This window comes from Stenotrophomonas sp. 01N47, from assembly GCF_056399165.1.
In genome coordinates, this window is sequence record NZ_JBFTQU010000005.1 from 304,954 (window position 1) to 324,427 (window position 19,474).

A 19,474-nucleotide genomic window follows, 5' to 3' on the forward strand; every position below is an offset into this window, starting at 1 on the left:
GCCGTTCCGGGCACGCAAGCGTTGCGCGCATGGACGCGCCGCCACGCATCGTGTATCTAGATTTGCAGATTGGGGAGCAGTGCATGCAGAACGCGAACGACATCACCATCCGCCTGCTGATCGTCGATGACAGCGGCGAGAACGCCGAAGCCATCGTCAGCACCCTGCGCAACAGCGGCATCGCCGTGCGCCCATGGCGCCCGCAGGACTCGGCCGAGCTGTCGCAGGTACTGGCCAGCCAGGCGATCGACCTGGTGCTGGCTGCGCCCTCGCAGAGCATCCCGCTGCCACTGGTGGCCCAGCACATCGCCGCCAGCGGCAAGGACATCCCGCTGGTGCTGCTGGCCGAGCGCATCGACGAGGACGAACTGGTACAGGCCAGCAGCAACGGCGTTCGCGCCCTCGCCCTGCGCCAGCGCGCCGAACACCTGCTGGCCGTGGTCCGCGACCAGTGGGTCGACCTGCAGGCACGCCGCGGCCTGCGCAGGATCGAAGCGCAGATGCGCGAGACCGAGCGTCGCTGTGACGCGCTGATCGCCTCGTCGCGCGAGCCGATTGCCTATGTCCACGAAGGCATGCATATCCGCGCCAACGATGCCTACCTGGAAATGTTCGGTTACGAGGATTTCGAGGAAGTCGAAGGCATCTCGCTGCTGGACATGGTCGCCGCCCAGCACGTGGATGATTTCAAGCAGCTGCTGAAGTCACTGAGCCGCGGCGAAGCACCGCCGCCGCAGTACCAGTTGGATGCCCGCCACCAGGACGGCAGCGCCTTCCCGGCGACGATGGAGTTCACCGCGGCCACCTACGAGGGCGAATCCTGCCTGCAGGTGGTGTTCCGCCGGCGCATGGAATTCGACCCGGAGCTGGCGCGTGAGGTCGAAGACCTGCGCCAACGCGACCAGGTCACCGGCCTGCTCAACCGCCCGACCTTCATGCTGCAGGTCGAGGACGCAGTTGCCCAGGCGGGGCGCAGCGAGGGTCAGTTCGGCCTGCTGATGGTCGAGCCGGACCACTACGCGCGCCTGATCCCGGATATCGGACTGGCCTCGGCCGACGCCCTGATCGGCGCACTCGCCGCGCTACTGGCCGACGTCGTTGGCGAAGATGCGCAGCTGGCCCGTTTCGGCGAACACAGTTTCGCCGTGCTGCAGTCCGGCCCCTATGCACAGACTGTGGCACTGGCCGAGCGCATCCGTGAAGCCTACGCCGCACACGTCTTCAGCATCGGCGCGCGCTCGGCCACGGTGACCGTCAGCATTGGCGGGGTGCAGGTGGGCGAGAAGATCGCCAGCATCGGCCAGGTGCTGGCGCGCGCCAGCGAATGCACGCAGGCCGCAGCCGCCCTCGGCAATACCTGCCGCATCTTCGACCCAGCCGCTGTTGATCGCGTGGAGGAAGAGCGCGTGCAACGCTGGGTCGCGCGCATCCGCGAAGCCTTGGCAGGCGATGGCTTCCACCTGCATTACCAGCCGGTGCTGAACCTGCAGGGCGAGTCGCTGGAGCTGTACGAAGCCTACCTGCGGCTGGAACACAACGGAGAGCTGCTGAGCCCGACCGCGTTCCTCGGCATTGCCGAAGAGCATGGCCTGCTGGCGGACATCAATCGCTGGGTCGTCTCGCAGGCAATCACGGAACTGGGTGCGCGTGCCCGCGCGGGTCATCCCACACAGATGCTGGTGAAGGTCACGCCGGAATCGTTCGATGATCCAAAGATGATCGCCACGCTGCGCCAGCAGTTGCAGGCACACGGCGTGCCGGGCGAACGCCTGTGGCTGCATGCGCCGGAATCGAAGGTGTTCACCCACCTGCGCAGCGCCCAGCAGTTCCTGGCGGAAGCGGCACCGCTCGGCTGCCGGATCGGCCTGGAACAGTTCGGCTCGGGCCTGGATTCGTTCCAGTTGCTGGCCCACTTCCAGCCGCAGTTCCTCAAGCTCGATCGCGGTTTCACCAGCGACCTGGCCGCCACCCGCGAGAACATCGACCGGGTCAGCCAGATCACCGCACGCGCGCAGGAAGCCGGCATCCGCACCATGGCTGAGTTCGTCAGCGACGCCAACTCGATGACACTGCTGTTCAGTGCCGGCGTCGATTACGTGCAGGGCGATTTCGTCGGCCCGGCAGCGCCGGCGATGAACTTCGAGTTCGGTTGACAGAAGGTAGTGCCGGCCGCTGGCCGGCAGCTCGGGAAGCCTTGGGTTGCCGACCAGCGACCGGCACCCCAGCGCAAAAAAAGACCGGCTTGCGCCGGCCTTTTTCGATCAGGTCAGATCGACCAGATTATCGATCTTCACATCCGGGTTGACGTCGGCTTCGTAATCGACGCCCTCGACACCGAAACCGAACAGGCGCAGGAAATCGGCCTTGTAGCCGGCCAGGTCGCTGATCTCGTACAGATTCTCGTTGGTCACCTGCGGCCACAGCGCCAGCACCTTGCCCTGCACGTCAGCGGCCATTTCCTTGTAGTCGGCGCGCAGGCGGCCTTCCTCATCGATCAGCGCAACGGTATGGCCATCGCCGTCGACCAGGTCGTGGCGCAGGCGATCGACCGCCACGCCATCAGCCTTGGCGCCGTACAGGATGTCGTACAGCACGTCGAGCTGCTCGATGCAGCCTTCGTGGGTGCCCTTTTCCTTCATCACCTTGAACAGCAGCGACAGGTACAGCGGCATGGTCGGAATGGCCGAGCTGGCCTGGGTCACCACCGCCTTCAGCACCGACACGCGCGCATCGCCGCCGATCTTGGCCAGCTTCTCGCGCAGCCCCAGCACCTTGTCGTCCAGATCCTTCTTGGCAGCACCGATGGAGCCATTCCAGTAGATCGCCTGGGTGATCTCTTCGCCCACATAGGTGAAGGCCGTGGTGGTGCAGCCGTTGGCCAGCACGCCGGCATCGGCCAGCGCGTCGATCCACATCTGCCAGTCCTCGCCGCCCATCACCGCGACGGTGCCGGCGATTTCTTCCGGGGTGGCCGGCTGCAGGTGGGTTTCGGTCAGCACTTCCTTGTCGGTATCCAGGCCACGCAGGGTGATCGGCTCGCCGATCGGCTTCAGCGTGGAGCTGATGATCTCGCCGGTCTTGGGATGCTTGCGGCGCGGTGCAGCCAGGCTGTAGACCACCTGGTCGACCTGGCCGAGATCGGCCTTGATCATCTCGATGGTCTTGGCCTTCACCTCATCGGAGAACGCATCGCCGTTGATGCTCTTGGCATACAGACCCGCTTCGTCGGCGTACTTGTGGAACGCCGCCGAGTTGTACCAGCCCGCCGTGCCCGGCTTGGTTTCGCTGCCCGGGCGCTCGAAGAAGATGCCCAGGGTTGCCGCGCCACTGCCGAAGGCGGCAGTGATGCGCGCGGCCAGGCCGTAGCCGGTCGAGGCGCCGATCACCAGCACGCGCTTGGGGCCGTTCTGGATCGGCGGGCGCGCACGGATGTAGTCGATCTGCTGCTTGACGGCGGCGTCGCAGCCGGTCGGGTGGGTGGTGACGCAGATGAAGCCGCGGACGCGCGGTTTGATGACCATGGATACCTCGGGTTGGCAGGTGCGGCGCACGGGGCGCTCAGCAGGAATACGTGGCGCGCGCGTGCGCGCGAACCGCAGGATCGTAGTGCGCGGGGAGAGATTGCACAACCGACGGCGGCGTAGGGTGGTATTTCTTTTGCAGGGTTGCACCCTGCACCTGCAGAGACCGGAGCAACGTCAAAAGCTGGGTTCCTGTGAGATGGCGGGATGGGTCCGGTGGAGGGGGACGCCGTGAACCCGTCCATGGGGGCTTGGTCGCGGCATCCATGCCGCTCACACCCCCTCCACCGGACCCACCCCGCCTTCGACAGTCTTCCGCGATCTGTTGGAACAGCTCTTGGGGTCAGATCCGTTTTCCGAAGGAAAACGGATCTGACCCCATTTGTTTGTATCGATATCTGACAGATGTGCCGACCAACGGTCGGCACCCACCAATAGCCGCGTGAACCTGTCGAAGGCGGGGCACTGTGGGTTTGCGGGGTGTGAGCCGCATGGATGCGGCGACCAAGCCCCCATGGATGGGTTTACGGCGTCCCCGCAAACTCACAGTGCCCCGCCATCCCACGGAATGCCGCTTCGCTTTGGATTTGGCTGTTGCTGTTGCTTCGGCAGGTGCAGGGCGCAGCCCTGCCAACAAAAAACCCCGCTTGCGCGGGGTTCTCTGTGTACTGCGTGCAGCAGATGCTTACGGACGGCGCGCCAGGGCCTCGACGTCCTTGGCCTTGGGCAGCAGGTCCTGCTTGGTCACGCGCAGGGCACCCACGGTCAGCATCGGCACTGCCACCAGGATCGAGGACAGCACCACGATCACCGCACCGATCATGTGCGTCTCGGCCAGGCCTTCCATCGAGCTGCCGCCGTACAGGTACAGGGCGAGTGCGGACAGGAAGAACATCACCGCGGTGATCACCGTACGCGACAGCGTCTGGTTGATCGAACGGTTCAGCACTTCCATCGGCTCCACGCGCAGGCTGCGGAAGTTCTCGCGGACGCGGTCGAACACCACGATGATGTCGTTGATCGCAAAGCCCATCACCGACAGCAGGCCGGCCAGCACGGTCAGGTCGAACTCACGGCCCAGCAGCGACACGTAGGCCACCGTCACGATCAGGTCGAACATCGCCACGATGCTCGCGGTGACCGCGAACTTCCATTCGAAACGCACCGCGATGTAGATCAGGAAGCCGGCCAGCATGAAGATGGTGGCGTACAGGCCATTCATCGCCAGGTCCTTGCCGATCTGCGGACCAACGAACTCGTTGCGCAGCACGGTGGCCTGGTTGTCAGCCGAAGAGACCGCCTTGACCACGGCCGCGGCAGTCGCCTTGTCCTCGGCCGAGGCGCCACCGGTACCCGGAGCGTGCTCACCGTGCGGGGCCAGGCGGATCAGCAGGTCGGTGTTGCCACCGACGCTCTGTACCTGGGCGCCGTCGAAGCCGTTCTGCTCAAGTTTGCTGCGGACGTCCTCGACATCCACCGCGTGTTCGAAGCGGGCTTCGATCAGGGTGCCGCCGGTGAAGTCCAGAGCGTAGTTGAAGCCCTTGAAGCCGATGATGCCGATCGAGGCCAGGAACACGATGATCGTGACGACCATCGCGACATGGCGCCAGCGCATGAAGTCGATCTTGGTATCGTTCGGGAGGATGTGCAGCGGAAACAGTTTCATGTGCGTGTCGTCCCGTCAGATGGCCACGTTCTGGAGCTTCTTGCGACGACCGTAGATCAGCGTCGCCAGTGCACGCGATACGGTGATCGCGGTGAACATGGAAGCGAAAATACCGATGATCATGGTCAGCGCGAAGCCCTTCAGCGGACCGGTACCGAATGCGAACAGGGCCACACCGACGATCAGGCCGGTCAGGTTGGCGTCGAGGATGGTGCCCGACGCACGCTCGTAACCGGTCACGATCGCGGTCTTGCCCGGCACGCCGGCACGCAGTTCTTCACGGATACGCTCGTTGATCAGCACGTTGGCGTCGACCGACAGACCGACCGACAACGCCAGGCCGGCAAAGCCCGGCAGGGTCATGGTCGCGCCGAACAGCGACATCACCGCCACCACGATCAGCAGGTTGAACAGCATCGCGATCGAGGTGATCAGACCGAACATGCGGTAGTAGATGGTGAAGAACACCAGAGTGAACATGAACGCGTAGACCACCGCGGTGATGCCGTTCTTGACGTTCTCCGCACCCAGGCTCGGGCCGACCACACGCTCTTCGACGAAGTCCATCGGTGCAGCCAGCGAGCCCGACTTCAGCAGCTTGGCCAGGTCCTCGGCTTCCTTCTTCTGCAGACCGGTGGTCTGGAAGTTCTTGCCGAACACGCCGTTGATGTTGGCCACCGAGATCACTTCCTCGTTGACCTTGAAGCCACGCACTTCCTGGCCGTCGACGACGGTCACGGTCGGCACGCGCTCGGTGTAGACCACTGCCATCGGCTTGTTAACGTTGGCGCTGGTGAAGTCGAACATGCGCTGGCCACCGACGTTGTTCAGCGTCACGCTGACTGCCGGGGTGCCGCTGGTGGAGTCGGTCACCGCCTGCGCGGCCACCATCTGGTCACCGGTGACGATCACGCGCTTGTTCAGCAGCACCGGACCGCCGTTGTCACGGCGCTGGTAGACCTTCGCTTCCGGCGGAATACGACCCGACGCGATGGCGTCCTGCGCGTTGCCTTCCACCACGGCCCGGTATTCCAGGGTGGCGGTGGCACCGATCATGCGCTTGGCTTCGGCCGTGTCCTGCACGCCCGGCAGCTGCACCACCACGCGATCAGCACCCTGGCGCTGGATGATCGGCTCGGACACGCCGAGCTGGTTCACGCGGTTGCGCAGGGTGTTGATGTTCTGCTCGATGGCGCCGTTGGCGATCTGCGTGATTTCCGCTTCCGGAATGGAGACCGTGATGCGGTTGCCACTGACGTCATAGCCGAGGGTCGGCTGCGCCTTGGCCAGCGCGGCGCGGGCACGGGTACCGGCGTCTTCGCCGGCCGAGGGGCTCAGGTTGGCGACGATGGTGTTGTCGGCACGACGCTCGACCGACTGGTAGGCGATGCGCGCATCACGCAGGGTGCTGCGCACGTCCTCGGTGTAGGCGTCCAGGCGCTTGTCCAGCGCGGCTTTCTGGTCGACCTGCAGCACGAAGTGCACGCCGCCCTGCAGGTCCAGGCCCAGCACCATCGGGCGGCCGCCGAGCTTGGCCAGCCAGTCCGGCACGGTCGAGGCCAGGTTCAGGGCCACCGTGTAGTTCTCACCCACGCTGTCACGCAGCGCATCGCTGGCGGCAGACTGCGACTTCAGGTCCGACAGGCGGACGATCAGGCTGTCCCCTTCCTTCTCTGCACCGATCGTGGTGACACCGGCCTTTTTCAGGTCGGCCAGCACACGGTCGCGCAGCGCATCGTCGATCTGCCCGCCACGGTTGGCGGTGATCTGGATGGCCGGGTCCTTCTGGTAGATGTTGGGCAGTGCGTACAGCGTGCTGAGCGCCAGTACGATCACGATGACGACGTACTTCCAGCGTGGAAATTCGAGCATTGCTTGGGTCCCGCGCGGCGCCATCCCCGGCGCCGCGGTTGTGCTTCAGAAAGGGAGTGGCTTACTTGGCCGAATCCAGGGTGCCGGTCGGCAGCACGCTGCCGACAGCGCCCTTCTGCACGCGGATGCGCACGTTCTCGGCCACTTCGACGGTGACGAAGTTGTCGCCGATATCGGTGACCTTGCCGGCGATGCCGCCGTTGGTCAGCACTTCGTCGCCGCGCTTGATCTTCTCCAGCATGGCCTTGTGCTCCTTCTGCCGCTTCATCTGCGGGCGGATCATCAGGAAGTACATGATGGCGATCAGGATGATCGGGAACAGCAGCGTGGTCAGGCCCATGCCCTGCGGTTGGCCGCCAGCGGCCTGGGCGTGGGCGGCGGGAATCAGGAAGGCAAGCAGGTTCATCGTTGGTCCTTTGGTTGGGCGGCGCTTCGGCCGTTTCACGGGCACGAGGTGTCGACCGCGGATCTGGGTCAGCCTTGAAGTATGCCACGGCCCCGGGCATTCGTCCTTGGGCCGTTTGGCAGGGGGTGCTGCGGGTTTACAGGGGCGGCGCTACCGCCCCGCGTGCTGCGTAGAAGGACTCGCGGAAGGCCAGGAAGGTTCCCGCCTCGATGGCCGCGCGGATGTCAGCCATCAGTTTTTCGTAATAGAAGAGGTTGTGCTGGGTGCCCAGCATCGGCGCCAGCATCTCGTTGCAGCGGTCCAGATGACGCAGGTACGAGCGGGTATAGCCGCCGGCGCAGGCCACGCAGCCACAGCCCGGCTCGATCGGGTCCATGTCCCGCGCGTACTGTGAATTGCGGATGCGGACGGTGCCGAACGAGGTGAAATAGTGGCCGTTGCGCGCATTCCGGGTCGGCATCACGCAGTCGAACATGTCCACGCCACGTGCGACACCCTCGACCAGGTCCTCGGGGCGGCCGACGCCCATCAGGTAGCGCGGACGGTCGGCGGGCAATTCGGGGTCCAGATGGTCGAGCATGGCGTTGCGCTCGTCTTCCGGCTCACCCACGGCCAGGCCGCCGATGGCATAGCCGTCGAAGCCGATCCCCTGCAGGGCCTCGGCCGAACGGCTGCGCAGGTCGGTATGCACCCCGCCCTGGACAATGCCGAACAGGGCGGCGTCATTGCCGAGCTCGTCATGCGCATTGCGGCTGCGCTGGGCCCAGCGCAGGCTCAGTTCCATCGACCGGCGGGCGACGTCCTCGGTGGCCGGGTACGGCGTGCACTCGTCGAAGATCATCACCACGTCCGAATCGAGCACCCTCTGGATCTTCATGCTCTCCTCCGGGCCCAGGAACACCCGGGCACCGTCGGTCGGCGAGGCGAAGGTCACGCCCTGCTCGGTGATCTTGCGGCGGTGGGCCAGCGAGAACACCTGGAAGCCGCCTGAGTCGGTCAGGATCGGGCCATCCCAGCGGCAGAAGCCGTGCAGGCCGCCGTGGTCGGCGATGATGTCCAGGCCCGGTCGCAGGTACAGGTGGAAGGTGTTGCCGAGGATGATCTCGGCGCCCAGCGCACGCACCTGGTCCGGCAGGATGCCCTTGACCGAGCCATAGGTCCCCACCGGCATGAAGGCCGGCGTTTCCACCGTGCCACGCGGGAAGGTCAGGCGGCCACGGCGGGCGCGGCCATCACGGGTCTGGAGCTGGAACTGCAATCGGGACATGGAGCGGTCGTTCGGGCAAATAGTCGCCCATTGTCTCCCAAAACCGCCTTTCCTGCTCCGGTAGCGCCGGGCCATGCCCGGCGGATGACCCGCAAGTGCGCACCAACGGTACGCACCCACCACAAGCGAATGCCGGCGCCCTACCCCGCCTGCGGGAACAGCAGCATCGCGTCGCCGTAGCTGAAGAAGCGATAGCGCTGTTCGATCGCGTGCTGGTAGGCCTCGAACACGCGGTCCTTGCCGGCGAACGCGGAGATCATCATCAGCAGCGTGCTTTCCGGCAGGTGGAAATTGGTCACCATCGCGTCGACGCTGCGGATCCGGTAGCCCGGGGTGATGAAGATCTGCGTTTCGCCCGCGAACGGCAGCAGCTCCCCCTCACGCATCGCACTTTCCAGCGCGCGCACCACCGTCGTGCCGACGCCGATCACCCGGCCACCGGCCGCACGCGTGCGTCGCACCTGCTGCACCAGCTCGGCACCGACGTTCAGCCACTCGCGGTGCATGACGTGGTCCTTCAGGTCGTCGGCGCGCACCGGCTGGAAGGTACCCGCGCCCACGTGCAGGGTGACGTGGCCGAAGTCCACGCCCTTCTCTTTCAGCGCGGCCAGCAGCGGCTCGTCGAAATGCAGGCCTGCAGTCGGCGCCGCCACGGCGCCCACTTCGCGCGCGAACACGGTCTGGTAGCGCTCGCGGTCGTCCACACCGGGCTCGCGCTGGATGTAGGGCGGCAACGGCAACCGGCCAGCATGCAGCAGCCACTGTTCCAGTGATTCCGGCACATGGAACTGCAGCACGTAGAACTCGCCGTCGCGGCCCATTACTTCAGCTTCGCCACCGGCATCCAGGGCGATGCGGCTGCCGGCCTTCGGCGACTTGCTGGCACCGACCTGGGCCCGGGCCTGCTGGCCGCCGAGCAGGCGTTCTATCAGGATCTCCACGCGGCCACCGCTGGCCTTCTGCCCGAACAGGCGCGCCGGAATCACCCGGGTGTCGTTGAACACCAGCAGGTCGCCCGGTTGCAGCAGCGATGGCAGGTCGCGCACCTGCAGGTCGGTGAAGGCAGCCGGCGCCGGCGGCACCAGCAGCAGGCGGCTCGCAGAGCGTTCGGCCAAGGGGGCCTGGGCGATCAGTTCGGCCGGCAGTTCGTAATGGAAATCGGACTTCTTCAAGGCAGTGGACGGCAACAGGTCGACAATGGCGCGCATTGTACGGCCAGCGTCTGCGAGCCGGCACGGGCGCACCCGAACGTCGCGCAAAATGCTGCTATGCAGCAGTCTTTTGCGGGGTTATCGCGCAAAAAAACAAGTGCTAGCATCGACGAGGAAGTCCGCTGCACGAGCCCGCCCCAAGCGCGCGTGAAGACGCGCGTTTTGCTTTTGAAGGCCCGTGCGACCCAACGTTTCAGGAGATCTGCAATGAGCTTCATCGAACGCCTCGCCCCCCTCCGCGCCCAGCCCGGCACCCGCCTCACAAACGGCCTGGATGACGCAACCCTGACCGCCCTCGCCGCCAACCACCCGCAGCTGGTCGCCGCGGTCGATGCCGCTGCTGCCGAATTCGCGCGCGTGCAGGCTGAGCTGGGGCCGCTGCTGGCACAGGATGAGCAGGCGCAGATCGATGCCATGCAGGACGGCTTCGTCAATTTCTACGCCGATGATGCGGTGACCCCGTACGTGGCGCTGGCCGCGCGCGGTCCGTGGGTGGTGACCCTGAAGGGCGCGGTGCTGTACGACGCCGGTGGGTACGGCATGCTGGGCTTCGGCCACACCCCGGACGCCGTCATGGAAGCGATGTCACGGCCGCAGGTGATGGCCAACATCATGACCCCCAGCCTGTCCCAGCAGCGCTTCATCGCCGCGCTGCGGGCCGAGATCGGCCACCGTCGTGGCGGCTGCCCGTTCACGCGCTTCATGTGCCTGAATTCCGGCTCTGAAGCGGTTGGGCTGGCCGCACGCATCGCCGACGTCAACGCCAAGCTGCAGACCGACCCGGGTGCCCGCCATGCCGGTGCGGCAATCAAGCGCGTGGTCATCAAGGGCAGCTTCCACGGCCGCACCGACCGACCGGCGCTGTATTCCGATTCCAGCCGCAAGACCTACATGCAGCACCTGGCCAGCTACCGTGGCGAGGAGTCGGTGATCACCGTCGCCCCGTACGACGAGGCCGGCCTGCGCAAGGTGTTCGAGGATGCCGCGCAGAACAACTGGTTCATCGAAGCGGTGTTCCTGGAACCGGTGATGGGCGAAGGTGACCCGGGCCGCTCCGTGCCGCCGGCGTTCTATGCGCTGGCCCGCGAACTGACCCGCGCTCACGGCAGCCTGCTGCTGCTGGACTCGATCCAGGCCGGCCTGCGCGCCCATGGCGTGCTGTCGGTGGTCGACTATCCCGGCTTCGAAGGGCTGGATGCGCCGGACATGGAAACCTACTCCAAGGCACTGAACGCCGCGCAGTATCCGCTGTCGGTGCTGGCCGTGACCGAGCACGCCGCGCAGCTGTACCGCAAGGGCATCTACGGCAACACCATGACCAGCAATCCGCGTGCGCTGGACGTGGCCTGCGCCACCCTGGCCCAGTTGACCCCGCAGGTCCGCGCAGCGATCACCGAGCGCGGTGCCGAGGCCGTGCGCAAGCTGGAGCAGCTGAAGAACGAACTGGGCGGCCTGATCACCAAGGTGCAGGGCACCGGCCTGCTGTTCTCCTGCGAACTGGCCCCGCAGTTCAAGTGCTATGGCGCCAATTCCACCGAGGAATGGCTGCGCCAGCACGGCATCAACGTGATCCATGGTGGCGAGAACTCGCTGCGCTTCACCCCGCACTTCGGCATGGACAGCAGCGAGCTGGACCTGCTGGTAGGCATGGTGGGCCGTGCGCTGCGTGAAGGGCCGCGCCGCGAACAGGCTGCCGCCGCGTAATCCCAGACCCTCGTAGAGCCGGGCGCTGCCCGGCTGAAGGGCTGGCCCTGATCTGAACGAAATATCGCCGGGCAAAGCCCGGCGCTACAGAGAACAACGGCAAAGCCTCATAATTGCCCGGACACCCCGCCCTGCGACCGGCTTCACTGGTTGACCGCGGGGCGTTTTCGTTTCCGGCCAAGACAGGAAGATCCATGAAGTCGATCTGTGTGTACTGCGGTTCCAACGCTGGCAGCAAGCCGGTCTACACCGAACGCGCCATCGCGCTGGGCGATCGCATCGCCCGCGACGGCATGCGCCTGGTGTACGGCGGCGGCAATGTCGGCCTGATGGGTACCGTGGCCAATGCCGTGCTCGCCGCCGGCGGTGAGGTCACCGGCGTGATTCCGCGCCAGCTGGCCGACTGGGAAGTGGCCCATCGCGGCCTGACCGAACTGGAGATCGTCGGTTCGATGCATGAACGCAAGTCGCGCATGTTCGATCTGTCCGATGGCTTCGTCGCCCTGCCCGGCGGCTTCGGCACCATGGAAGAGATCTTCGAGATGCTGACCTGGCGCCAACTCGGCATCGGCAACAAGCCCTGCGCGTTCCTCGATGTGGACGGCTTCTATGCGCCGTTGATCGGCATGATTGATCGCATGGTGGAAGAGCGCTTCCTGCACCCCGAGCAGCGCCAGGACCTGTGGTACGGCTCGGACATCGAGGAGATGCTGGCCTGGATGAAGAACTACCAGCCGGCCCAGGCCTCGAAGTGGATCGACGAGAAGCGCCGCGCGGCGCTGCGTTGAAGACTACGTGCGCGGTGGCTCAGGCTGCCGCGCGCGTCCACGGTGCCGGCCGGCCCAGCAGGTAGCCCTGGCCGTAGTCGCAGCCGAGCTCGAACAGCGTGTCACGCTGCGCCTCGGTCTCGATGCCTTCGCCGATCGTCTCGATGCCCAGCGTGCGTGCCAGTGACAGCACGCCTTCGACCAGCGCGCGCGTGCTCTGCGCCTCCGGGCCGTGCAGGCCGGCAATGAAGCTCTGGTCGATCTTCAACGTGCTGATCGGGAAACGGTGCAGGTAGGACAGCGCCGAGAAGCCCGTGCCGAAATCGTCCAGCTGCACTTGGATGCCGCGTTCACGCAGGCCCTTCAGGATGCGCAGCGTGTGTGGACCGTCATCGAGCAGCGCCACCTCGGTGATCTCCAGGCGCAGCCGCCGCGGGTCCGCGTTGCTCGCCTCCAGCAGGCCATACAGGCGCCCGCTGAACTCGGCGGAGCGGAAATGCCGCGGCGACACGTTGACCGACACATAGCCACGCCCACCATCGGCAAGGCCGGCGATAACCTGCTCGTAGATCAACCAGTCGACCTGTTCGATCAGGCCGCTTTCCTCGCCCAGCTCCAGGAACGCGCCCGGCAGCAACAGGCCGCGGCGCTCGTGCTTCCAGCGCAACAGGGCCTCATGGCCGACCACCTCGCCGTCGGACAGGCGCACGATCGGCTGGTAGAACGGCACGAAATCACGGTTGTTGATCGCCCGCCGCAGGTCGGCCTCGAGATCCAGGCTGCGCAGCGCCTGCTCGCGCATCTCCTCATCGAAGATCGAGCAGCGGTCGTGGCCCTGGGCCTTGGCCCGGTACATCGCCGCATCGGCGTCGCGCAGCAGTTCCTCGCCGGTGCGATAGCGCGGGTTCCACAAGGCGATGCCCAGGCTGCCGGAGGGGAACAGCTCGCGACCGGCGATCCACATCGATTCCTGCAGCGCCAGCAACAGCCGCTGGCCGAAATCCAGGGCCTGCGCCAGGCCCTCCGGACAGTGCAGCAGCACGGCGAACTCATCACCGCCCAGGCGCGCCACCACATCATTGTCGCCGGCCATGGACACGATGCGCTTGGCTACTTCCACCAGCATGCGATCGCCGGCGGCGTGACCGATGCTGTCGTTGACCAGCTTGAAGCGGTCAAGGTCCAGGAACAGCACCGCGAACACCGGGCCACCTTCGCGCCGGGCCAGCGCCAGCGCATCCTGCAGCCTGTCCAGCAGGTGCAGGCGATTGGGCAGTCCGGTCAGCGCGTCGTGCATCGCCTGGTGGGTCAGTCGCTGCTCGGCGCGCAGGCGCTCGCCGATCTGGCCCAGCAGCTTTTCGTTCACCTCGCCCAGCTCGCGGGTGCGCTCCTCCACCCGCTTTTCCAGCTCGGCATGCGCCGAGCGCAGTCGTTGCTGGTCGCGCTGGCGCGCAAGACCGGTGCCGATGTTCTGCGCAACGAAGATCAGCAGGCGCTGGTCATGCACGCTGAAGGCGATCTGCTCGGTGTAACTCTGCACCACGATCGCACCGACCACTTCGTCGTCGCGCAGCAACGGCACGCCGAGCCAGCACTGCGAACGTGCGCCGGATTCGCGCACCTCGCCGGTTTCCAGCAGCGCATCGATCTGCGCACGCGAGGCCAGCAAGGGCCGACGATGGCGGACTACATATTCGGTCAGGCCGCGACTGAACGCTCGGGGCGCACGACTCGCGTTGTGCTCATCGACCGAATAGACGAAATCCAGCCCATCGCCCTCGGCATTGACCAGCGCGATATAGAAATTGCGCGCATCCAGCAAGCGCCCGACCACGCCGTGCACCTGCCCGTAGAACTGCGCCAGGCTGTCGGCCGACATCGCCATTTCGGCGATGTTGTACAGCGCGGTCTGCAACTGCTCGGCGCGGCGGCGCTCGGCCACTTCATCCTGCAGGCTGAGATTGGCGCGCTGCAGCTCCTGCGTGCGCCGTTCCACCTGCTGCTCCAGCCGCACCTGCGCCTGGCGGCGGTCCATGGCGGTCTGCACGTGCTGGGCGACAAAACCCAGCAGGGCCCGTTCGGCCTCGCCGTAGCGGTCGGCATGCTCGTAGCTCTGCACCACGATCGCACCACACACCCGGCCATCGCGCAGCATCGGCACGCCCAGCCAGTCCAGGCTCTCCGGGCCGCGCTGCGGGTCGTGCTCCTGGTCTACCCGCGCCAGCAGTTCGCGCGAAGGCCCGCTCAACGGCCGGCCATGCCGCAGCAGCGCCACTGTCAGGCTGCGCGGCATCTGGTCGATGTCGTAGCCCTGCGCCGGATCGGCGACGAAGTCATCGACCTGGTCGGCGAAGTACAGGAAGCGGATCTGCCGGCGGGCATCGTCATACTCGACGATGTAGCAGTTCTGCGCGTACATCAGCGTGCCCAGCACGCCATGCACGTGGCGCAGCATCTCGCTCATTTCCAGGTCGGCACCGGCCAGGTCGGCAATCTGGAACAGGGCCTGCTGCAACCGCTCAGCTTCTTCCAGCGCCTTGATCTGCCCCGCCTGGCGGCCCCGCTGCAGGGCCAGCTCCATGGCCTGCCGGGCCAGCCCCCACCAGGCCGGGGAAGGCGTCGCGCCGCGTACCGACAGCAGCAGCCGGGCGCCGTCGTATTCCCAGCCGTGGCGGCCTTCAGCATGGTCGGCCAGCGGCTGCCAGATGTCCTCCTCGCCACCGCCGATCGGCCAACCGCCCTGCCCGCTGCCGAGCTGCGGATCGTCCCAGCCGACGCGCACGATCGCCGTTTCCGGCAGCAGCGCATGCAGCGCGCGCACCAGCGCTGCGCTCAGCACAGGCTCGTTGTTTGACGCTTCCAGCGCGCGGTCGGCTTCGGTGGACAAATGACGTTCTCTTGGCGCCGCCTGAGCGCCGCCTCCCCTGAATTACCGAGCATAACGCGCCACCCGGGGGGCAATGGAAGCCCGGCAACCCCGAAACGTGCCCTCGGGCGTTTTTCCTCTCGATCCCCTCCCGGTTCCTGCCGTGACTGTCGCCCTGTCCCACCCCATCGCTGGCTATGCGCCACCGCCTGCAGGGCTTACCCTGTACGGCGTGGATGCCAGCGCCCTGCCAACCGATGAAGCCTTGATGCTGGCCTGGGCCGCCGGTGAAGTGCACGCGTTCGAAAGCCTGTATGCCCGTCATCGCAAGCGCCTGTTCGGCTTCCTGCTGCGGCAGCTGCGCGACACCGCGCTGGCCGAGGAGATGTTCCAGGACGTCTGGCAGCGGGTGATCAGCGCGCGTGCAGGCTGGCAGGCCGATGCAGCCTTCAGCACCTGGCTGTTCCGCATCGCCCACAACCGCCTGAACGACCACTGGCGCGCCGCCCGCCATCGCCCCCCTGCACCGGCCGATGCCGATCTGCGCCTGGCCGCGCTGGAAGATGGGCAGACACCGGAAGCGGAATTGTCCGAATTCGAGCAACGTCGCCGCATCCAGCTGGCGATGGAAGAACTGCCCGCAGAACAGCGCGAAGTGCTGCAGCTGCGGCTGGAACAGGAACTGAGCCTGGAGGAGATCGGCCAGATCACCGGCGTTGGCCGGGAAACCGTGAAATCGCGGCTGCGCTATGCGATGGACAAGCTGCGTGCGGGACTGAACGCATGAACCGAGACGATGCACTGACGCCGGAAGAACGCGAACTGGTACGCCTGCTTGGGCGCCGCACCGAACAGGGCCCTCCGCCGGCACTGGACGCGGCGATCCTCGCCGCTGCGCGTGCGGCCGTGGAGACGCCAGCACGCGAGGCGGCCCCAGCGCCGGTGGCACCGCGCACGCTGCGCCCGCGCCGCCGCTGGCCGGCCGTGTTCGGCGTGGCCGCATCGGCGGTGTTCGCCGTTGGCATCGCCTGGCAGATGCGTCCAGAGCCGCCCTCGGCCCCTGCCGAGGCAGTTGCCACCGCGCCGGCTGCACAGGAAATGGCGGCCGATGCGAGCGCCGAAGGCACGGCCTACGACAGCGCGGCCGCCGACGTCGCGGCCACCGAAGCCGCACCGGTACCTGCACCGGCCGCAGCACCGGCACCTGCGGCAGCCAAGGCAGCACCGGCTCCGGCACCAGCCATCGCGGAGGCGGTGAAACCCGCGCCTGCCGCACCCCGGCAGGCACCTGCTCCGATGATGGCGCCGGCACCGCCACCTGCGCCTGCAGCCGACACAGCGTTTGCGCCGCCTCCGATGCCGGCGGCGGCGCCCCCCGCAGCCGAAGCCTATTCGGCGCCTGCGCCTGCAGCTCCTGCCGCGACGATGAGGGCCCGCAAGGCCACTGCGGCGGCGGCCGAATCCATGCCCTCCGCGCAGGCCACGGCCGAAGACCGCGTCGCGCTCACCGCGGCCAAGCAGGACGCGGCCGGCAGAACCGCGCCTGGCGTCATGCGCCGCGCAAGCGACGCGAACCTCAGCGCGGACGCGGTACAGGCCGAAGTGCAGGCCGATGCCGGGCTGCCACGCCGGCAATGGCTGCAGAAGATCCGCGAGCGCCGCGACGCCGGCCAGCGCGACCTGGCCCGGGCGAGCCTGGAGCGTTACCTGCAGACCTATCCAGAGGCACGCCTGCCAAAGGATGTGCGACCGTTGCTGGACGACTGAAGCACGTCGGCGGCAAGCCCGTAGAATGAAGGGAATGCCCGACACCCTCGCCCAACCGGTCAACCACACCCTGGACGTCAAGCACAGCCGCTTCATCGCGCATGCCGCGCCGATCGAGAGCGCGTCTGCGGCGATGGCATTTCTGCAGGACGTATCGGTAGCCGATGCGACCCACAACTGCTGGGCCTACCGGCACGGCCAGGACTATCGCTCCAGCGATGACGGCGAGCCCGCCGGCACCGCGGGCCGCCCGATCCTGGCTGCCATCGATGGCCAGGGATTCGACCGGGTGATGGTGGTGGTCACCCGCTGGTTCGGCGGCATCAAGCTGGGCGCCGGTGGGCTGGTCCGGGCTTACGGCGGCGCCGCTGCCGAATGCCTGCGCACCGCGCCACGCCTGCCATTGGTCGCGATGGTGCGGCTGCAGCTGGTGGCTGGATTCGAGGACCTGGGCGCGCTGCATGCGGCCCTGCCGGCCCACGCGGCCGAAAAACGCGATGAACAGTTTGATGCCAATGGCGTGAGATTGCGGGTGGAATTGCCCGCAGAGCAGGTCGACGCATTGAAAATCCGCCTGCGCGACGCCACCCGTGATCGTATCCGTATCCAAGATGACCCCCTCGATGACTGACAAGGACGCACCGGCGACCGACCCGGCCTCCCCGCCGCTGCGCCGCCTCGGCAGCCTGCGCACACTGTGGCCGTTCGTGCGCCGCCACAGCGGATTGTTCAGCGCCTGGCTGCTGGCCCTGGCCGTTTCGTCAGCGGCGACCCTGAGCCTGCCGCCGGCGGTGAAGCAGATGATCGACCACGGCTTCAGCAGCGGTGGCCAGATCAACCGTGCCTTTGCTCTGCTGATGCTGGTCGCCGTGGTGCTGGCGTTGGCAACGGCTGCGCGTTTCTACTTTGTTTCGCTGCTCGGCGAGAAGGTCGTGGCGGATCTGCGCAGCCGCCTGTACGCCCACCTGATCCAGCTCGGCGCCGGCTTCCACGACCGCAGCCGCAGCGGCGAACTGGTGTCGCGCCTGACCGCTGACAGCGAACTGCTGCGCAGCGTGGTCGGCTCGACCATGTCCGTGGCGCTGCGCAGCAGCGTCACCGTGGTCGGCAGCCTGGCGATGCTGTTCGTCACCAGTCCGCGGCTGGCCGCCTGGTCGCTGCTCGGCATCCCGCTGGCAGTGCTGCCGATCATCATCGGCGCGCGCAAGCTGCGTACCATCGCGCGCAGCAGCCAGGACCGCATTGCCGATGCCAACAGCCTGGCCAGCGAAACGCTGGGCGCGGTGCGAACCGTGCAAGCGCATGCGCGCGAGCCCTATGAACGCGGCCGTTTCGACCATGCGCTGGGCGATGCGATCCGTGCCGCGCGCCGGCGCATCGGCGCGCAGTCGCTGGTGACCGCCAGCGCCATCCTGCTGGTGTTCGGTGCGATTGTCGGGGTGTTGTGGCTGGGCGCGCACGACGTCATCGACGGGCGGCTCAGTGCCGGTACGTTGGGCCAGTTCGTGCTGTACGCACTGATCGGTGGTGGTTCGGTCGGTGCGCTGGCCGAAGTGTGGAACGAACTGCAGCGCGCATCCGGCGGCATGGGCCGCATCGGCGAGCTGCTGCAGGAAGACATCGAGATCCGTGCGCCGGCCAAGCCGCGTGCGCTGCCGCAGCCGCTGCGTGGCGAGATCCGTTTCGACGACGTGCTATTCAACTACCCGCAGCGACCGGATCAGGCAGCGCTGGATCATTTCAACCTGCACGTGCGGCCGGGTGAAACCGTCGCCCTGGTCGGCCCGTCAGGCGCCGGCAAGAGCACGGTGCTGTCGATGCTGCTGCGCTTCCACGATCCGGCAAGCGGTCGCATCTGCGTGGACGGCATCGATGTGCGCGAGGTCGATCCGGCCGAGCTTCGCGCGCAGCTGGCGCTGGTGCCGCAGCAACCGACATTGTTCGCCGCCAGCGCACGCGACAACATCCGCTATGGACGGCTGGAGGCCAGTGACGCCGAGGTGGAGGACGCAGCCCGTGCCGCCGAGGCCGACGCCTTCCTGCGTGCGCTGCCAGAGGGCTACGACAGCGAACTGGGCGAGCGCGGTGCCCGCCTGTCCGGTGGCCAGCAGCAGCGCGTGGCGATCGCCCGTGCCTTGCTGAAGGACGCACCGATCCTGCTGCTCGACGAAGCCACCAGCGCGCTGGATGCACAGAGCGAACATGGCGTGCAGCAGGCGCTGGAACGCTTGATGGCGGGGCGCACCACGGTGGTCATCGCCCATCGGCTGGCGACCGTGCTGAAGGCCGACCGCATCGTGGTGATGGACCATGGCCGTATCGTGGCCGAAGGCACGCATACGCAGCTGCTGGCTGAAGGCGGCCTGTATGCGGAGCTTGCACGCCTGCAGTTCATCGATTGATGACGGCCGGCTAACACCGGCCGGA

At 66.8% G+C, this 19,474-nt stretch carries 14 protein-coding genes; 7 read left to right on the top strand and 7 right to left on the bottom strand.

The features are described from left to right. The first annotated feature begins 83 nt into the window (after positions 1–83). Positions 84–2,153 carry an EAL domain-containing response regulator gene (locus AC1DKR_RS11170; RefSeq protein ID WP_478032886.1) on the top strand — a complete coding sequence of 690 codons (2,070 nt, stop codon included), beginning with the start codon at positions 84–86 and terminating at the stop codon, positions 2,151–2,153. 108 nt (positions 2,154–2,261) lie between these two features. Here the strand turns inward: AC1DKR_RS11170 and fabV are convergent, their stop codons facing one another. From fabV to queA, 6 genes are all read right to left on the bottom strand, one after another. Next, positions 2,262–3,521: an enoyl-ACP reductase FabV gene (gene fabV / locus AC1DKR_RS11175; RefSeq protein ID WP_223494866.1), complete on the bottom strand. Its 1,260-nt coding sequence runs from the start codon at positions 3,519–3,521 to the stop codon at positions 2,262–2,264. Between the two features lie 685 nt (positions 3,522–4,206). After that, the gene (secF, locus tag AC1DKR_RS11180) at positions 4,207–5,187 is read right to left on the bottom strand and encodes a protein translocase subunit SecF (RefSeq protein ID WP_025875120.1); all 981 of its coding nucleotides are present in this window, start codon (positions 5,185–5,187) and stop codon (positions 4,207–4,209) included. Between the two features lie 15 nt (positions 5,188–5,202). After that, a complete protein-coding gene (gene secD, locus AC1DKR_RS11185; protein ID WP_312786512.1) occupies positions 5,203–7,059 on the bottom strand; it encodes a protein translocase subunit SecD in 1,857 nt (618 codons plus the stop codon). 61 nt (positions 7,060–7,120) lie between these two features. Then, positions 7,121–7,465, bottom strand: coding sequence for a preprotein translocase subunit YajC (gene yajC / locus AC1DKR_RS11190; protein WP_025875124.1), 345 nt, complete (start codon positions 7,463–7,465; stop codon positions 7,121–7,123). Between the two features lie 136 nt (positions 7,466–7,601). Then, positions 7,602–8,732: a tRNA guanosine(34) transglycosylase Tgt gene (tgt, locus tag AC1DKR_RS11195; protein ID WP_478032892.1), complete on the bottom strand. Its 1,131-nt coding sequence runs from the start codon at positions 8,730–8,732 to the stop codon at positions 7,602–7,604. Between the two features lie 140 nt (positions 8,733–8,872). Next, positions 8,873–9,940: a tRNA preQ1(34) S-adenosylmethionine ribosyltransferase-isomerase QueA gene (queA, locus tag AC1DKR_RS11200; RefSeq protein WP_049466512.1), complete on the bottom strand. Its 1,068-nt coding sequence runs from the start codon at positions 9,938–9,940 to the stop codon at positions 8,873–8,875. A gap of 210 nt (positions 9,941–10,150) precedes the next feature. Here queA and AC1DKR_RS11205 point away from each other — a divergent pair, with 210 nt between their 5' ends. Next, on the top strand, positions 10,151–11,647 hold the full coding sequence (locus AC1DKR_RS11205; RefSeq protein WP_478032895.1) for an aminotransferase class III-fold pyridoxal phosphate-dependent enzyme: 1,497 nt from the start codon (positions 10,151–10,153) through the stop codon (positions 11,645–11,647). A 194-nt stretch (positions 11,648–11,841) separates the two neighbouring features. Beyond that, a complete protein-coding gene (locus AC1DKR_RS11210; RefSeq protein WP_025875132.1) occupies positions 11,842–12,435 on the top strand; it encodes an LOG family protein in 594 nt (197 codons plus the stop codon). Between the two features lie 19 nt (positions 12,436–12,454). Here the strand turns inward: AC1DKR_RS11210 and AC1DKR_RS11215 are convergent, their stop codons facing one another. Continuing rightward, positions 12,455–15,301: a bifunctional diguanylate cyclase/phosphodiesterase gene (locus AC1DKR_RS11215; protein WP_032977624.1), complete on the bottom strand. Its 2,847-nt coding sequence runs from the start codon at positions 15,299–15,301 to the stop codon at positions 12,455–12,457. Between the two features lie 247 nt (positions 15,302–15,548). On the opposite strand from AC1DKR_RS11215, the gene AC1DKR_RS11220 reads away from it, so the two are divergent. Genes AC1DKR_RS11220 through AC1DKR_RS11235 form a run of 4 tightly spaced genes read left to right on the top strand, consistent with a single transcriptional unit; the run spans position 15,549 to position 19,449 of the window. Next, positions 15,549–16,067, top strand: a complete 519-nt coding sequence (locus tag AC1DKR_RS11220) for an RNA polymerase sigma factor (RefSeq protein WP_229291374.1) — start codon at positions 15,549–15,551, stop codon at positions 16,065–16,067. Then, positions 16,064–17,047 (top strand): hypothetical protein, encoded by a 984-nt coding sequence (locus AC1DKR_RS11225; RefSeq protein WP_478032898.1) that lies wholly within the window; start codon positions 16,064–16,066, stop codon positions 17,045–17,047. The genes AC1DKR_RS11220 and AC1DKR_RS11225 overlap by 4 nt, the downstream gene beginning before the upstream one ends. Before the next feature lie 34 nt (positions 17,048–17,081). After that, positions 17,082–17,678: an IMPACT family protein gene (locus AC1DKR_RS11230; RefSeq protein ID WP_478032900.1), complete on the top strand. Its 597-nt coding sequence runs from the start codon at positions 17,082–17,084 to the stop codon at positions 17,676–17,678. After that, on the top strand, positions 17,671–19,449 hold the full coding sequence (locus tag AC1DKR_RS11235; RefSeq protein ID WP_033830874.1) for an ABC transporter transmembrane domain-containing protein: 1,779 nt from the start codon (positions 17,671–17,673) through the stop codon (positions 19,447–19,449). The genes AC1DKR_RS11230 and AC1DKR_RS11235 overlap by 8 nt, the downstream gene beginning before the upstream one ends. Positions 19,450–19,474: the final 25 nt, after the last annotated feature.